Here is a 16,182-nt window from a genome sequence, read left to right as displayed (position 1 = left end):
GGGCCGCGCAACCTTCAGTGTTCGGACGGATCGTCCCTACTGATGCGCCAGAGGAATTCGGGGTCGTCGTCGGGGCCGGTCACGCGGGTCTGCGGACGGGACGGGACCGACTGACTGATTCGCCATCCGGCGTAGACCAGCGCGCCGAGCACGACCGCGATGAGCACGTAGTACACAAGAGCCTCCTGAACAACTAACTCCAAATATACGCGCGGCCAAGGCTGGTGTTCGGCGCAGCGATAGGGTGGTGACGTGGCTGAACGGTCGCCGGGGAGCCGGCTCGCTATCGATATCGCGTTGTACACGCTGGCGCGCTTGGGTCTGGCGGTCGTCCTGACGCTCGCCATCTTCTGGGTGGCGCGGCTCATCGGGTACGAGGACTTCCCCTTAGCGGTCGCGGTTCTGTTCGCGTTGATCATCGCGCTGCCGCTGGGCATGGCGGTGTTCGCACCGCTGCGCCGTCGGGTGACCGCGAGCATCGCCGTCGTCGACGAGCGGCGCCGGGCCGAGCGTGCGGATCTACAGGCCCGGTTGCGCGGCGAAAAGCCACAAGACTAGGTCCGCCGACACCGACTCCTCCTCGCGACGCCGCAGCATGCACTGCGGCGCGTTATCCCAACATCCGCGCTGCCACCGCGCTCTGCCGTGCGGCGATGCGGGTATGCCACTGCTGCGCTGATATGGCGCTATCGGCGTAGAACGGCAAGGTACTGGGGAGACGGTCGAAATCCACCACCTCGGCGCGGGGGCCGTCTTCGTCGAGTACGGGGCGGTCCGTGCGCTGCCAACGGAACTTCAGGAACCCGCGACGATGTCCCACGGTCTCGATCCAGTTGGCAATGCCGGGGTTCTGATTACTGATCACTAGCCGGATCATGCCGTCGGGGTCCACATGCGACTGCTGCGCGTTCAATGACGTCTGATGGTTGGCGTAGTCCAGCGACACGTACCACATGCTGCCTACCTGGAAACCTTGGTACGGGGCATCGGATTTCGGCACGGTCACGACGAGAGCCTGGTGAGGTTCGAGCTCGAAGTGGCCCACCGACGAGAATTGGGTGGCGAGCCCGCCGGGAGTGATGCGTGGTGGCTCGAAGACGTTGGCGGGATTGTTCATATAAAACCACTGGGGGAACTGCAGCCACGTCTTCACCCGATTGACCAAATGCATCCCGGCGCCAACATATCGCCCGGCAATGAAGTCTTTGGTGATGGGCGACGCCCCCGAGCCTATGGTGTCGACACGGCTAATCACCACCGTTCCGCGTTTTTCGGACCAGTCGTTGTACGCCTCCCGGACGATCAGCTGCGCGGGCCGGGCCGCGATGGGGATGTGTTTGTGGCAGTCCGCGATGGGCGTCGCACCGATGCTCACCCGGTAGCCGCCGTCCGCGGCGATCATCAGGTCACGATCGTCGAAGGCGGTGACGCTCCCCGGCACTCCGGTATCGGTGTAGTCGCTGTCGAGCAGCTGGAAGTTGAGGTCGACGGTGCTGCCGCGAGTACCGCTGAGCACGTAGTCATGGCGTCCGTCGATCTGCGTGGCGAAGTACAGAAAATCCGGGTTGTCCAGCCCCATCTTGGTGAACGGTCCTGTGCCGCTGAGTAACACAGGATGATCTGCGCTGAAGTTGAAGACCAAATGTAGAGAAGCGGCGATACTTCCGGCGAGGTACTCGAGGCCCTCGAGGAGGTCCGATTCCGATTCGATATGAGGCGCGGTGGTGACGAGTTGCTCGGCTTCGGCGATCGCGTCGGTGAAAGGTCGTGTCACCACGCCGTCGAGGTCATTGACGCTCACGCACGCCACCACTTTCGCGTTCGATCGAGAAGTAGTCGACGTATCGTCGGTATGCGTCGTCCACCTCTGCTGTCGTCAGTCCGAATTGTTCGAGACTGTATCGGTGCTCGCCATGCTTGTGTTGTCTGTTCCTGCGCAACGATGTCTGCATGGCCGCGACCGCCTCATCAGAGAGTGGGCGCCCGGCGGCCTCGTGGATACTGCGCACCGCTCCCATCGGATCATTCAGCAGCTCAGGGTAATTGATGTCGATGAACGACTCGGGATGGTTGCCGCGAACCGCGATCGCGCGGTCGATGATTTCCGCGTTCTTGCCAAGCCAGTATCGGGAGAGCCGATGATGGTCCACGCGGTCGCTGAACAATGCCTGATAGTGCGCCAGCATGCTTGACGACGAAGCCGTGGTCTGTACCGGATCCCGGTGTGTCCAGACCACTACCGCGCCCGGATAGACCCGCAGTAACACATCCAGATGTTCAAGATGCGCAGGTGTTTTGAGTACCCAGCACCCACGCGGCCGCTGCCACTGAAGCACCTGAAGAAGCAGTCGATGCAGCTCGTATGCGGGCTGGATATCTTGTGCGGCAAGCCAACGCGCATAGGTTGGGACGTGGAACATCACCTCAGGCATCTGACTGTGCAGCGCGAAATCCAGCAGCAGCACATCTTCCTCGGGCGCTTCCGCTTCCACCGAGTGGATGGCGAAGAACTGCGGTGCCAGATATCGCAACGAGGTCTCATCCTTGGCGGCCTTGGCTATTCGTAGATCGGCCGCGCCGGCGGATTCGTGTGGATGGGGCAGGGGCTGCGCGCCTTCCCACGATCGCATCGAACCTGCCGCCGGGTCAGCGGCGAGGAGCCGATGCAGCAGGGTGGTTCCGGTGCGCTGAAGGCCGACGATGACGATCGGCGGCTCCACCTGCAGCTCCGTGATCTCGGGATGTTTTCTGATCAGTTCCCGCAAACGCAGACGCGTGCTCAACATCCCGACGAGGCGTACTTGCACCATCTTTCGGCCCAGGAAACTGAGTTCTGCTTCGTCGCGCAACGAAGCCACGAGAACGTCCAGCGCGGCGTCGAGGTAGCCGTCGGGAATCCATGGCAACCCGGCGGCGCGGCTTGCGGCGGCCCGTAGGGCCTGCGGGTCGAGTCGTGGGGCCGCGCCGATCCTGGCAAGCGGTCGTCCGGCGTGATTGAGCATGCGGATCGGCCACGGACGGGTGACTCGGAATGCCGGTGTCATCATTACCTGGCCTAATTGTCCTATCGCGCAGCGCTTTGTGAGAATCGAAGGTTGTCATCCTGGACCGGTTGCGCGCGCGCCATCCACATGTCGCGGTAGTAGTTCATGCTCAGTCGCCAGGGCGGTCGTGATCCCTGGCGTGGCAGGTCGGCCAGCACGCGTTCCACATAGCCCGGTCGGTATCCCGTGAACGGCTCCAGGGCCACCGAATCGTCATCGAGGTGTGGTGTCACAGAGGAAATTCGATGGGAGTCGAGGTAACCGAGCAGCCTGCTGACATACCGGGACACGATGTCTGCCTTGAGCGTGTAGCTCGCGGCCTGATATCCGACGGTGAAGGCGAAATTCGGTACGCCGTCGAGCATCATGCCCTTGTAGCAGACGGTGCTGCTGAAGTCGATGGGCTCGTCGTCGCGGTAGAACTCGATGCCGCCGAATAGTCGCATGTGGAATCCGGTGGCCGCCACCACGATGTCGGCAGGCACGTGCTCGCCGGAGGTGAGAACGAGGCCGGTCTCGGTGAACCTCTCGATCTCCCCGGTCACCATGCTGAGGTCTCCGCGTCCGATCGATTCGAACAGGTTGCCGTCGAGGATCAGACACAACCGGTTGTCCCAGATCTTGTACCGCGGCCGGAAATGAGTCTCGCTGTCATAGCCCGCCGGGAGTTCGCGCTTCGCGCGGTCGATGATGGCCTCGCCCATGCGCTCTGGAACCCGTCGGGCAAGGTAGAGGGAAAGTGTCATGAGGGAGATGTTTTTGGCGCGGATGATCTGCAGCGCCAGGCTGTCGGGGAGCCAGCGCAAGAGCAGGTTAGCGAAGCGATCGCGCTGCGGGCGGCTCACAACATAGCTTGGCGAACGTTGCACCACACTGACATGCCGGGCTTCCTCGGCCAGTCGCGGTGCGAGGGTCATGGCGGTCGCTCCGCTGCCGATGAGGGCGACCCGTTTATCTTTCAGGACGAGCTGCTCGGGCCATTCCTGCGGATGCACCACGGGGCCGGGGAAGCTTTCGATCCCGGGGAACTCCGGCAGATATCCACCGTCGTAGCGGTAGTACCCCGTGCACACCATGAGAAACGACGACGTCATGGTCCGGGGGCCGTCTGGGGTGTCCACCAGCACCGTCCACGTGGCGGTCTCCGACGACCACCGCGCCTCGCGTACCCCGTGGTTGAATCGGATGAGCCGCTCGAGATTTTCCTTGGCGACCACGTCTTTCAGATACCGCAGGATGGTGCCACCGTCCACGATCGCCTCTCGCCCGGTCCACGGTGCGAAGGAGAAGCCGAGCGTGTACATGTCCGAGTCGCAGCGCACGCCCGGGTAGCGGAAGAGGCTCCATGTGCCACCTATCTCCGAACGGTTTTCCAGCACTGCGATGTTCAAGGACGGGCAGTGGTTCGCGAAATGCCACGCCGCGCTGATTCCGGCGATACCGGCACCCACGACGAGGACGTCGACAGCTTGGTCGTGTTCGAAGCTCACCTGGGTCTCCCTGCCTGATTCGAGATGATTATGGCCGTATATTCCTGAGCTATGCGCCGAACCGGCAATCGATCGCTGGTCCTGACGGGTGCCACGTCCGGGCTTGGGTCAGCACTGGCCCAGCTCCTTGCCGACTCTGGCCAGTATCGACTGATCATGTTGTGTCGCAATGAAAGACGACGAGACGAGTTGATCAGTCGTATCGGGCCAGATGCCGCGCGCTACGTGGTGTGCGATCTTGCGGTCCTGGCGAGTGTTCGGGAGGCCGCTGCCGAGCTCAATGACGCTGTGCGTGTCGGCGACCTCGGGCCGATTGGCTCGGTGGTGCTCAACGCCGCGGTTCATCCCGGGCGTCGTCCGGGATCCGCGTACGGGGGCCTCGACAGCACGATGGTCACCAATCTGATAGCGCCACATCTGCTCCTGGCACTGCTGTCGCCGTCTCTGGGCGCCGAGGTGCGTGTTGTGTTTGTGGGTTCCGGAGCCCACGATCGTCAGCGCTGGTGGACCGGGCTCCCGCAGCCCTCCAGTCTTCCACTGGCACAGGCATGCCTGCCTGGTGCGCTGGACGGGCCGCAAGCATATGTGACCAGTAAGAGGGGCACGGTGGAGCTCTGTCGCGCCTACTCCGAACGAGCCCCGGACGACTACGCGGTGCTCTCGTACGACCCGGGGATCATGCCGGCCACCGGCATCACCAGGAATATGAATGGTGTGTCCCGCTGGCTGTTCCGTGCGGTACTCGCCAAGTTCGAGAATTCGGAGGGCTTCAGCACGGCGGAACGGTCGGCCGACTGGTTGCACGGCTTCCTCACGTGCGGTGACACCCCGCCCGGTCTCGCCTACGCGAAGATTGATCGCTATCTGCCGTGGCCCACCGCGAGTTCGGTCGACGACGCGCGGGTGCTGTTTCAGGAGGCCAACGAAATCGCCGATATCACTGCCAATGTGGCGGCATCGTGGTGGTGTGGGGCCAGCCCGCGGCAGTCCGACTGAACCGCTCATGTCGCCCGCTCCTTCGTGGTGCCCCGGGGCAGGATCGAGCCGGGCATGAGCCGCTGGATCTGTCTTCTCACCATGAAGGTCGTCAGACCTGCGAGACAGCGCACCAGCGTGGCGTACACCGTGATCGGGGTGACACCGTCGAATCCCCGTTCCAGCCGGTCGACCGCCTCGGCCATCGTCCCGGTGGGGGGGAACAACGGGGGAAAGAATCGGCCGCGGCCCAGAATCACCTGGCAGCGCCGCAGGATCAGGTCTTCCATGGCCTGGCCCAGTAATTCCCCCATCAGGCCGTTCTCCTGGAATGGGAAGTACCGCGAACTGACGATGAGGCGTATGTGTGTGCCGTAGCCTTCCACCGACTGGTACAGCGGTGACCGCGCCGCAAGACGGCGTAGGCCGTCGATGAGGATGGCACGTTCGGCTCGGCGCCGGGCGTGTAACTCCGGGGTGTCGACGCTGCGCAGAGCGTGCCAGGCAATGTGCGCGCCGAGGTTGTTTCGGTATCGGCTCTGCAGGTCGGCCACAGCATGGGCATTTGTTCCGCGCGCAGCGTCGACCACCGTCGAGGTCGCCAGCGCGGCCGCCATGGGAAACATCATGTCCGACAAGGGTTTGGCGATGGTGACGATGTCCACGGCGCCGGGCATCCACGTTTGTTGCAGGAGGAACGTCTCGGCGCTGCGCCATACGCCGGTGAGCACCTCGTCGATGCCGATGAGGAATCCACGACGTTGCTTGGCATCGGCAACGATGCGCAGTAGTTCAGGAGGTATCGCACGGCATGACATCCCTTGGATCAGTTCACACCACACCAGCCCCACATCCGGGTGCTCCAGGGCCCGGGTGAGTTCCTGGGCCGCCTGGGCGCCGAAAGGGTCGATGAACACCACGTCCGGGTAGTACGGCTCGAATGCGCCATCGATGCTGGCCGAACGCTGCGGTCCGTAGCGACTGACATTGAGGGTGGCGATGGTCTTACCCGAGAAATTGCCTCGGAATGTGACGATCCGCGGTTTGTCGGGGCGTGCCAGCCGTGCCAGCGACAGCGCGGCCTCCACGCAGGTGGCCCCGCTGACCGCTGGCAGTACCTCGTCGAAACCACTTATTTCACACAGTAACTCAGACAGCCGTGCGGTGTAGTCCTCCTCCTCGTCGTGATCAGCGAGTAGCGCCGCGACGTCCGGCGGATTGTGGCCGCGTAGGTTAGCGCCGTTACCGAGCGCGCAGTCGAGCAGTGTTGTGCCGTCTCGCAACAGGATCCGTGCCCCGTCGGCCTGCGAGAGGTCGAAATCGAGGCCGAAGGCCTCCAGCAGGTTGGCCGCCGACGGATTCGAGAAACGGTGGAAGTGGTCGTTGCGCGCCCGGCGCGAGCTGTGGATATCAGCGAGCACGCTTTCCTGGACCGCGTTGACATGACCATGGCGGCGCAGGGTTTCGACAACCAGCCTCAAGGCTGTGGCGTTCGCGGCGAAGGTCGATGTCTGTGCCATGGCATCCAGCGGGTTGTTCCAGACGCGATATGCGCGTTGTGACATCGAATAGGAGCCGAACGGAGCCTGGAAATCGGTGAGGTTCTCGCCGAAAACGAGCACGTCACCATCGGGCCAGCTGCTGCTATCGACGACACTCAAGGGACGGCTCTCCGCGATCACTCGGATCATGTCGTGCTGCTGCGCCGTCGACAGTAGATCGGTCGTGTCGTCGCTGGGATCGAGGACCACCAGCCCAGACCAGGGCAGTGTCGGAAGCTCCGCCAGCGCCTCCGCGGGGGACGACACGAATCTCACGTGGCGCGTCATCCCAGCACGATCGCCCTCACCGAGCGGGTCGAAATACCGCCGCAGTCTTTCGTCGCGGTCCGCAACCAGAATCCAGCTCTCGGAGTCTCGATCGTCCTTAACCTTGCTGGTATGGCGGATCAATCGGATGGCCCCCGACAAAGCCTCTTCCAGGGAGTTGCCGAAGTAGGTTACGTAATCGCCACCAGTAGAGAGCAATTCGTTGATCAGGTATCCCACCTGTGCGCTCTCGGCCGTGATCGCCAGTCCCGCGACGAGAATGTTGGGCCGTTTGGACCTGTTGAGCTCGATCAGTGTGCTGATCGTGTCCCGGGTTGCGGCGCGGTACCTATCGGCGTTCAGGGCGGCTCCCGCCCCTCCCTGGCCGCTCATGTGGACATTGCCTCGGCGGTATCCAGCGCCGCCGACAATTCGGCGAGCGCCTCTTTATAGCCTGCGGCGATATCGGCGAGCGCAGGGATGATCTCGGGGCACGCGATCAGGCCCACGTTGAGCCGGTCGTCGTGAGAGGCAACCGTGACGAACAGCGCACCGCCGTCGAATGGTGCACCGAAGGGATAGAAACCGATTACCCGTGCTCCGGCGAAGTGCAGGTCTGTATGGCGCCCACCGATATTCGATAACACGAGGTTCTGCATCACCTTGTGCCGATCGGCCATGCGCAGACGCGAGTACGCACGGAACAACAGACCCCAGTACCGTGCGCTGAAGTCGAACCAGTCGTGGATCCGCCCGGGGCCCAGTGCCTCGGCGTGTACCTTGGCGGCGTCGGTGATGGATGCGATCTCCCGTGCTCGCTGCACGGGGTCGTCGGTGCGGGTCTGCAGACTGGTCAGCAGACCGGTGGTGCGGTTGCGGCCGTGCTGCCCGGGTTTGTCGTGAACCGAGACCGGGACGAAGGCGCGCAGCGGTTGGTCTGGGAGTTCATCGCGTTCGGTGAGGTATTTGCGCATCACGGTCGCGGTCAGCGCCAGCATGACGTCGTTCAGCTTCACGTCCAGCCGTCTTTTCACCTGCAGCACATCGGCGATCGGCAGACTCACCCATGCCAGGTTGCGGTGGGAGGTCAGCGTGGTGTTGAACGATGTGCGTGGCGCCGACATAGGTTCGGGGACGCCGGGCGGAAGCTCGGGGGTCTCCCCGTGGCGACGTGACCTGATGTTCTCGGCCAGCATCTTGGCCATCTTGACCGGCTTACCAGCCAGGGTGCGTAAGCCCCCTAGCGCCAGGGCGAGTGGCTCGATCGGCCCGGCGTCGCGGACCACCGCCAACTCGGTGGCTTCGTTGCCGCACAACTGACCCAGCTGCGAATTACCCCGAACGCCATCGAGACTCGCGTTGTGGCGCTTGATCAGAATCGCCACGTTCCCATTGCTCATACCCTCCAACACCCAGATTCCCCACAGTGGATAACGCTGATCAAGGGGGAGCGAGGCGATCTCGGAGCAGCACTGGGCGAGCTGCGCGTCGGTGCCGGGCGACGGGAGCACGACACGGTGCACATGGCGATCCAGGTCGAACGAGCTGTCGGCAACCCAGAACGGATGCCCGAGGTTGTACCAGGGGTCGTAGGCTCTCTCGGTATAGGTGGGGATCTCGGCGATTCGTGAGGCCAGCCAGTCCCTGACCGCTCCAAAGCTGTAACCGCCCGGCATCGTGGATGTGTCGAGGATGACGACACCGTAGCCCTGGTGATAGTGCGTGGGTGTCTCCAGGTAGAGGAAGCTCGCGTCGTATCCGGTCAGCTGTTCCATGCTCAGTTCTTCCTCTTAGTGGGGAGTGGAATTCGCTTCGGTCACAAGGTTCTCGGGATTGTGATCACTGGTTTCACATCAGGGCTGATCGACGAGATTCGGCTCGGCGCGCCATCGGCGAGCGCTATCGTCATGGCATTGTTCGGGTATCTGTATTGGGGAGGTTGACATCGACACGTCGGCGGAGGCATGGCAGGAGCGGGGCGGGCTCGTGGGGGTGATCCGCAGGGCCGTGCTGTCGGTGGGGCACCACAATCTGGCTGCGCCGATCCGGCGGTCTTCCGTCATCGCGGACCGCGTGCTGTATCGGCTCGCGGGTGGGCGGTGGACCATCACGGCCGTCTCGCGGATTCCGTCGTTGACCTTGTTGGTCACCAATGGCCGCGGGGAGGAAGTCGTTGTGCCCTTGCAGTACTTGATGATCGACGGCGTGGTATATGTGGTTGGTACCAACTGGTCGCGGCCGAACCATCCACTCTGGTCGTCATGGTTGATCAAACGGCCCGCGTGCCGTGTGAACATCGGTGGCAGCGAGAGAGTCTGCATGGCCGAGCTCCTGCGAGGGGTCGACCGCGAGGTTATCTGGGCTCGTATCTTGCAGCTATCCCCATACCACGCCGATGTGGAACGCAAGGCGCAACGCCAACCCCGTGTGTTCAAGTTGAGCGACTCCATCGTCATCGCGAACTAACAACGCGGACAGCGAACTTCGGGGACGGAGAGCTCGACGATACCCGGTTGGAGAGCCGGTAAGACGGGGAACTGGGTTCCAGGGCGCGACGATGGATGATGCGCGCGAGCATGAGCTGCATCAACGACTCGGCCAGCCCCTTGCCGACACACATGTGCGGCCCGCGCCCGAAAGGGGAGTACGCACCCGGCGTCCGGTTGGGCCCTACCGAGTCGCCATACCGGTCGACGTCGAATTTCATGGGGTCGGGGTAGAACTCACTGAGGAAGTGGGGGACAGTGGTACCGACAAACACCCCTTCGCCGCGCCGAACGTGATGCCCGTGGAATTCGAAATCCTGGGCTGCCACGCGAATGATGAAGGAGGCGATGGGGTGTAGCCGCATCGCCTCCATCACGGCGCCATGTAGTACGGGGGTTGAGTGAAACAAGCCGTCGTGGGTAATCCCGCCCGCGGCGAACATGGCATCCACCTCGTGCTGAATCCTCGTCAAGACCGTTGGGTGTTTGAGGATCAGGTAGAGCGCGTATGTTGCTGTCGCCGAGGTAGTTTCGACTCCTGCGAAGTAGGGCAAGACCGAATGGAACAACATGTTGCGCTGGTTGTTCGCCTCGGGATCATCGCGGCAGGATTCGAGGATGTCGTCCAGTAACGCTGACTGCCGGGGCCCGTCGCCCGCTTGTGCGCGCCGCGCCAGGGCGACGGCCGACTGTGCCACGCTGACCATGCGTGACCGTGCGTTGACGTAGCGCGGTAGCCGCAGCATGAACTTCGGAATGTGTTGTACCGGAGCGATCTTCAGGATATCGCGGGTTACGAGCGCGATATCGTCGATGTCGCTGTCTGTCGGGCGGACGCCGCCGACGAAGGTGCCGACCTGTGCGATGGACAGCTTCTGCATGGCCGGGAGGACCGGTACCGACTGTCCCGGCAGCCAATGCTTGTCGACGGCATCGTCGATCACCTCGACGGCTTCCGTGTAACGGCCGGCGATGGCCTCGCGCGAGTACCCTCGCTGCAGCAGCGTGCGCCACTGCTTGTGCTGGGGCCCGTCCACGGCAACCAGCGAGTCTCTGCCGCCGAACTGCTCCTCGACGAAACGCCATGAGCTGCCGACCGTCAGGCACTCACGCCCTTCTTTGCTGCTCATGAAGGTGGCCGCGTCGGCTCCGGCCAGCACCGTGTACGTCTGATAGGGCGTCTTGACCGTGAACACCGGGCCATGCCGCAGATACTTGTCAAACAGGTAGAAGGTGGGATCCAACATCAACCCCACGGTGTCGCCCAACCGGGGCAGCCTGGACAACGCCCGGGCCACTCGCATGCCGGGAGGGCTGACATAGGTCGTGGCCGACTGGGCGCACGGAACGCTGGCCGCTTGTGTCAATTTCCACCCCTATGGCGCTTGACCGGACGAACGATCGAAAGCCTGTTTCTCGAACAAGGTCACACACTAGAACGTGTCCTAGTTTCTGTCCTGCCAATCGATAACCCTGATATACCCGGGCTGTAGGTGAGACCGAATCGGTTGGCTCCAATCGCAGGTAAGCAACATACAAATATGTATCTACTAGGCTATTAACTGGGAAAATAGGATAATGGCTGGCCACACGCAAATGTCGAAGGTTTTCCGAATTTCGACGGTTTGATCGCGGCGGGTCGCCTATGATGCCTGGTGTAATTGACTAGAGGTTCTATTTTTTGATCCTGGGGGTCAGTAATTTCATGCAACCGCCGCAGTTGCCCTTCGCTCGTGAGGGATTGTTCACGCCAGCTCCCCTGCAGCGGGAGCTGCAGCGTGCCGGGACCGTGCACCGTGTGATCACTGCCGTCGGGGACCCCGCCTGGCTAGTCACCGGACACGCGGCAGTCCGGCAGTTGTTCGACGACGATCGCGTGGGCCGGTCGCATCCCGCGCCCGATACCGCTGCCCGGTCCGGTAAGTCCGCATTTTTCGGCGGACCGATCGGCAACTATGAGACCGAGCGTGACGACCACGCGCGGGGGCGGCGTCTCATGCAACCGCATTTCACGCCAAAGCAGATGCGGGCGTTGGAAAGCCGTGTGCACGAGCTGTCCTCCGAACTGCTGGACGCGATGATTGATCATGGGCCGCCCGCGGATTTGTATACCGCGATCGCCCAGCCGCTGCCGATGATGGTGTTGTGCGAATTGCTCGGCGTGCCGTATGCGGACAGGGCCGAGTTTCGCGAATGGACCACGGCTGCATCGAATACCCGCGATCGGAGCTTGTCTGAGTGGGGGATGGGGCAGCTTTTCGTCTACGGCATGCAACTGGTCGGTCGTAAGCGCGCGGATCCGGGCGATGACGTGATCTCCCGGCTCTGTGCGGTGGAGGGTGTTGCCGACCACGAGATCGCCTCGCAATCGATGGCATTGCTTCTTGGCGGGCCACGAGACCACCGTCGTCCAGCTCGGTCTGGCCGCCCTGCTGCTCCTGGCGAATCCCGAACAGTGGGCTTTGCTTGTGGCACAACCAGATCTGATATCCAACGCGGTGGAAGAGACGTTGCGTGCCTCGCGCACGGGTGGCGGTGAGATCCCCCGATACGCGCGCGAAGATCTCGAGCTCGACGGGGTGCGTATCGCCGCCGGAGACCTCCTCTTGCTGGACGTCGGTGCGGCCAATCACGATCAGGCGGTATTCGGAGGGCCTGACCGGCTGGATGTCACCCGGCATACGGCGGCTCACGTCACGTTCGGGTACGGCGCGCGTTATTGCGTGGGTGCACCGCTGGCCCGGTTGCAGCTCACCGAGGTGCTTGGACAGCTCGTCGAGCGGCTACCCGGGCTTTACCTGCGCAAGGAGGTCTCGGAACTGACGATGCGGACGGACCTGCTCACCGGCGGCCTGCTCGAGTTGCCCGTCGGCTGGTAGACCCGACTGTCAACTTTTATTGACAGCTCATGGATGTCAACATAGATTGACATCCATGAGCGATCTCCCGACGGCCGACCTGGATGACGCCGTCAGTAGTACCGATCCGGCGGTGGGGTTGCGGGCCGTGCAGGCGCTGCGGCGTCTGTGTGAACGGCTGGAAGCGATCCATGTCGCCAACGCCCGCGGCCAGGGCTGGAGCTGGCAGGCCATCGCCGAGGCGCTCGAAGTCAGCCGTCAGGCAGTGCATCAGAAATACAACCGCGCGAGGAAGTGAGCAGCCATGTTCGAGAAGTTTCAGAAGTCGGCCAAGGTCGCCGTGGTGCTGTCGCAGGAAGAAGCGCGCGAGATGGACGAATCGCGTATCGGTGCCGAGCATGTTCTGGTGGGTGTGCTCGACAGTGCGGGCGGACCACTTTCGGAGCTGCTGGCGGGGTACGGGCTGACCGCCGACACTGTGCGTGACCGGCTGCGCACCGGGGTCCACGAGCCGCCGCTGGACGATGAGGACGCGCAGGCGCTCAAGGCCATCGGCATCGATCTGTCCCAGGTGCGTGCGAGTGTGTCGAAAGTCTTTGGGCCGCAGGCCTTTGACAAAGCCTTCGAAAAGTCGGGGCGTCGTCAGGGCAGAGTGCGCGGTTGGCGTCCGTTTGGGATGATCCCGTTCAATTCCTCGGCCAAGAAGTGCCTGGAGCTGGCGCTGCGGGAAGCCATCGCGCACAAAGACAACTGGATCGGGTGTGAGCACATGATGCTGGGCATTCTGCGCGGCGGCGATCCCGTGGCCCTGGCCGTGATCACCGAGCAGGTGCCCGCCGACGAACTGCGCCAGGCTGTGGTTGGTTTGCTCGATCGGGCCGCCTAGCGGCTTCGGCCGCCGGCTGAGGGTGGACCTGAGGGATGCTCGAGCGGCGCGCTATCACTAGGCCGTCTCGTCGTCAATAGGCCGTTGGCCGCAGTCTGTGCCGAAATCTGCCGATGCCGGCGAATGTCCCGCGCGGTTGTCGCGTTGCTGCATCTTTTGCCCAGGTAGTGGACGGTCGTAACCACATCGTGGCCCGCATACCCCTTCCGGGGTAGGGGTTTATCGACCTCTTAACTTCAGATTGAGCAAAAGTGAACAACAGGTGTACTGTAGGTGACATACAAGCGGCGCCTAACGTTTTCGTTGTCAGTGGTTTCCCGGGGGCCGCACCTGAATATGCGGACTTAACGGAGTCACTATGTATGCGTTCACGAAGGCAAGAAACGTTCTTTGTTGTACGGCGTTGTTAGCTGTTCCCCTGTTTGGATTGGGGATGCAGGGCGTCGACGTGCTGCGCGAGCCGGCGGTCGGGGAATCGCTGGCGGGCCCGATCGAGCCGCCCATACCCGGACCGGGCGTCGGAGATGGTTCGCGGCAGTCATTCACCAATCAGCAGCCCGGCAGGGACGGCAACAGCGGCTGGGGAACGCTTCCGCAGGGCCAGGGACATGCGTGCCAGAACAGCTGGATATTCTGCGATGCCACCGGTAACCCCAATCGCACAGATTTGCCTCCGGGCTACAACCAGGGGGGCGGCTGGGTGAGTGCGCCGGACCACACCGGTGTTACGTGCCAAAACACAGGTGTTGTCTGTAAGAACTTCTCCTAAGGCGTCGCGGCCCCAGGGGATTTAGCTCAACCAGGCGAGCGCTGAGGCGGTGAGAATCGCCCAGCCGAGCATGGCGAGTCCGGTATCCCGAGCCGTCGGGATCAATGCTGGCCCTTGCGTTTTGGTAACAACCGGTCGGGCAGCCTTGACCATTAACGGCAACATCACAAGCCCGAGCAGGCGCCACGGGTGCCCGACACCCAGTCCGACGCTGACCAGGGCCGGAACCGTCAACAGTACCGGGAACAGGATGCGGGTGCGCGCGTCGCCCAACCGCACGGCGAGCGTGATCTTGCCGGATTCTCGATCGGTGGGGATATCGCGCAGATTGTTGGCGACCAGTACCGCGCTGGAGAAGCTGCCGATCGCCACCGCCAGCGCCAGGCCGATGGGACTGACCGCCGAGGTCTGCACATACTCGGTGCCCAGCACCGCCACCAGGCCGAAGAATATGAAGACGGCGATTTCGCCAAATCCGCTGTATCCGTAGGGTTTCGACCCGCCGGTGTAGAACCAGGCACCAGCGACGCATGCCGCGCCGACGGCCACCAGCCACCAGGCGGTGTGGATGGCCAGCGCCAATCCTGCTGCCGCGGCCAGGGCCAGGAACGCGATCGCGACGGCCTTGACCGCCGCCGGCGATGCCAGACGGGAGCCGACCAGCCGCAGCGGCCCCACCCGGTCGTCATCGGTCCCGCGGATTCCGTCTGAGTAATCGTTGGCGAAATTGACGCCGATGATCATGCTCACCGATACGGCCAGCGCTAGAAGCGCTTTCCACCAGACGGGGCTGCCGGCCGCCGCTGCGGCACCCGTGCCGGCGATGACCGGGGCGAGGGCGTTGGGCCAGGTGCGGGGGCGGGAACCTTCGATCCATTGCGCGATGCTGGCCATGTGGCCGATCCTGCCATGGCCACGTCCGAAGATTCGCTACGGGAAGATCAGGCCAGGTGTTTTCGAGAGTGCCGCGGAAAAACGTGCCTGTACATCGGGCCAATTCACCACGTTCCAGAAAGCCTTGACGTAGTCGGCCTTCACGTTCTTGTACTGCAGGTAGTACGCATGCTCGAAGACATCCACGCCGAGGAGCGGGACGGTCCCGAACGGCACGTTGGATTGTTGGTCGTACATCTGGAACGTCAGCAGCTTCTTGCCGAGGGTGTCGTACCCGAGCCATGCCCAGCCCGAGCCCTGAACACCGTTGGCCGCCGCGGAGAACTGCCCGCGGAACTTGTCGAAGCTCCCGAACTGCTCGTCGAGAGCGGCAGCCAGGTCGCCCTGCGGTTTGTCTCCACCGTGTGGGGAGAGATTCTTCCACCAGATCGAGTGGTTCACGTGGCCGCCGAGATTGAACGCGAGGTTCTTTTCCAGTAGCACGATCGTGGCGTTGTCGCCCTTCGCCCGAGCTTCGGCGAGCTGCTCCACGGCATCGTTGGCGCCCTTGACGTATGCGGCATGGTGCTTGTCGTGGTGCAGTTGGTTGATCTCGCCGGAAATATGCGGCTCCAAGGCTGAGTAATCCCAGTCGAGATTCGGTAATTCATACACGCCGGTTGTCTCCTTCGTGGGGGTTGTTCCTTGCCCGGGCTGATCGGCACATGAGGCGAGCGCCAGGGCGCCGGCCGATGCCGCGGTGGCTATCAGGAATTGTCTTCGATGTAGTTGAGGCCCAATCGAATTCATTTCTCCACCGTAGCCTTGACCGCAGGCGCGTCAAGACCGGCGCGGTGGCGGCATTGTCGACGGGTGCTTGTGAATTGCCGTCAGCAATTGATGCACCTCCCGCGCAATCGCCGGGAGCGGTTCTGTTCGTACCACTATTCGGCTGTGGCAACGAGATCTCTATTGCCACGTAGAATTGAGAAA

At 63.0% G+C, this 16,182-nt stretch carries 15 protein-coding genes and 1 pseudogene; 7 read left to right on the top strand and 9 right to left on the bottom strand.

Features of this window, described 5'->3' with window-relative positions; all coding sequences use genetic code 11:
• Positions 1-14 precede the first annotated feature (14 nt).
• Positions 15-176, bottom strand: coding sequence for a hypothetical protein (locus tag DSM43276_RS18930; protein WP_109555857.1), 162 nt, complete (start codon positions 174-176; stop codon positions 15-17).
• Positions 177-252: 76 nt separating this feature from the next.
• Here DSM43276_RS18930 and DSM43276_RS18925 point away from each other — a divergent pair, with 76 nt between their 5' ends.
• Positions 253-558 (top strand): DUF4229 domain-containing protein, encoded by a 306-nt coding sequence (locus DSM43276_RS18925; RefSeq protein ID WP_078323371.1) that lies wholly within the window; start codon positions 253-255, stop codon positions 556-558.
• A 52-nt stretch (positions 559-610) separates the two neighbouring features.
• Here DSM43276_RS18925 and DSM43276_RS18920 read toward each other — a convergent pair whose 3' ends face one another.
• Genes DSM43276_RS18920 through DSM43276_RS18910 form a run of 3 tightly spaced genes read right to left on the bottom strand, consistent with a single transcriptional unit; the run spans position 611 to position 4,534 of the window.
• On the bottom strand, positions 611-1,777 hold the full coding sequence (locus tag DSM43276_RS18920) for a hypothetical protein (protein ID WP_412458624.1): 1,167 nt from the start codon (positions 1,775-1,777) through the stop codon (positions 611-613).
• A 10-nt stretch (positions 1,778-1,787) separates the two neighbouring features.
• Positions 1,788-3,044, bottom strand: a complete 1,257-nt coding sequence (locus DSM43276_RS18915; protein WP_078328016.1) for a sulfotransferase family protein — start codon at positions 3,042-3,044, stop codon at positions 1,788-1,790.
• 20 nt (positions 3,045-3,064) lie between these two features.
• Positions 3,065-4,534, bottom strand: coding sequence for a flavin-containing monooxygenase (locus tag DSM43276_RS18910; RefSeq protein WP_078327880.1), 1,470 nt, complete (start codon positions 4,532-4,534; stop codon positions 3,065-3,067).
• 51 nt (positions 4,535-4,585) lie between these two features.
• Between DSM43276_RS18910 and DSM43276_RS18905 the strand changes: the two genes are divergently transcribed.
• Positions 4,586-5,530 carry an SDR family NAD(P)-dependent oxidoreductase gene (locus DSM43276_RS18905; protein WP_078327879.1) on the top strand — a complete coding sequence of 315 codons (945 nt, stop codon included), beginning with the start codon at positions 4,586-4,588 and terminating at the stop codon, positions 5,528-5,530.
• A 5-nt stretch (positions 5,531-5,535) separates the two neighbouring features.
• Here DSM43276_RS18905 and DSM43276_RS18900 read toward each other — a convergent pair whose 3' ends face one another.
• Complete coding sequence (locus tag DSM43276_RS18900) at positions 5,536-7,710, bottom strand: aminotransferase class III-fold pyridoxal phosphate-dependent enzyme (protein ID WP_078327878.1); 2,175 nt, start codon at positions 7,708-7,710, stop codon at positions 5,536-5,538.
• A complete protein-coding gene (locus tag DSM43276_RS18895; RefSeq protein ID WP_078327877.1) occupies positions 7,707-9,092 on the bottom strand; it encodes a wax ester/triacylglycerol synthase family O-acyltransferase in 1,386 nt (461 codons plus the stop codon). Before DSM43276_RS18895 ends, DSM43276_RS18900 begins: the two co-directional genes overlap by 4 nt.
• A 217-nt stretch (positions 9,093-9,309) precedes the next feature.
• On the opposite strand from DSM43276_RS18895, the gene DSM43276_RS18890 reads away from it, so the two are divergent.
• Entirely contained in the window at positions 9,310-9,783 is a 474-nt protein-coding gene (locus tag DSM43276_RS18890; RefSeq protein WP_078328015.1) for a nitroreductase/quinone reductase family protein, read from the top strand.
• Here the strand turns inward: DSM43276_RS18890 and DSM43276_RS18885 are convergent.
• On the bottom strand, positions 9,770-11,107 hold the full coding sequence (locus DSM43276_RS18885; RefSeq protein ID WP_109555855.1) for a cytochrome P450: 1,338 nt from the start codon (positions 11,105-11,107) through the stop codon (positions 9,770-9,772). The two genes, DSM43276_RS18890 and DSM43276_RS18885, sit on opposite strands and share 14 nt — an antisense overlap.
• A 401-nt stretch (positions 11,108-11,508) precedes the next feature.
• Between DSM43276_RS18885 and DSM43276_RS18880 the strand changes: the two are divergent.
• The 4 genes and pseudogenes from DSM43276_RS18880 (at position 11,509) to DSM43276_RS18865 (ending at position 14,316) form a co-directional block, all read left to right on the top strand.
• Positions 11,509-12,682 (top strand): annotated as a pseudogene (locus tag DSM43276_RS18880) (cytochrome P450).
• 55 nt (positions 12,683-12,737) lie between these two features.
• A complete protein-coding gene (locus DSM43276_RS18875) occupies positions 12,738-12,959 on the top strand; it encodes a sigma-70 RNA polymerase sigma factor region 4 domain-containing protein (RefSeq protein ID WP_078308277.1) in 222 nt (73 codons plus the stop codon).
• A 6-nt stretch (positions 12,960-12,965) separates the two neighbouring features.
• The gene (locus DSM43276_RS18870; protein ID WP_169053068.1) at positions 12,966-13,547 is read left to right on the top strand and encodes a Clp protease N-terminal domain-containing protein; all 582 of its coding nucleotides are present in this window, start codon (positions 12,966-12,968) and stop codon (positions 13,545-13,547) included.
• 433 nt (positions 13,548-13,980) lie between these two features.
• Entirely contained in the window at positions 13,981-14,316 is a 336-nt protein-coding gene (locus DSM43276_RS18865; RefSeq protein WP_078327874.1) for a hypothetical protein, read from the top strand.
• 21 nt (positions 14,317-14,337) lie between these two features.
• Here the strand turns inward: DSM43276_RS18865 and DSM43276_RS18860 are convergent, their stop codons facing one another.
• Both DSM43276_RS18860 and DSM43276_RS18855 read right to left on the bottom strand, forming a co-directional pair.
• Positions 14,338-15,210 carry a 1,4-dihydroxy-2-naphthoate polyprenyltransferase gene (locus DSM43276_RS18860; protein ID WP_136629122.1) on the bottom strand — a complete coding sequence of 291 codons (873 nt, stop codon included), beginning with the start codon at positions 15,208-15,210 and terminating at the stop codon, positions 14,338-14,340.
• Between the two features lie 36 nt (positions 15,211-15,246).
• On the bottom strand, positions 15,247-15,864 hold the full coding sequence (locus tag DSM43276_RS18855; RefSeq protein WP_078328013.1) for a superoxide dismutase: 618 nt from the start codon (positions 15,862-15,864) through the stop codon (positions 15,247-15,249).
• Positions 15,865-16,182 lie beyond the last annotated feature (318 nt).

Origin of the sequence: Mycobacteroides salmoniphilum (assembly GCF_004924335.1) — a bacterium.
Lineage (GTDB): Bacteria > Actinomycetota > Actinomycetes > Mycobacteriales > Mycobacteriaceae > Mycobacterium > Mycobacterium salmoniphilum.
The sequence above is the reverse complement of the archived record's forward strand: the minus strand, read 5'-3'. Positions and strand labels throughout refer to the sequence as shown.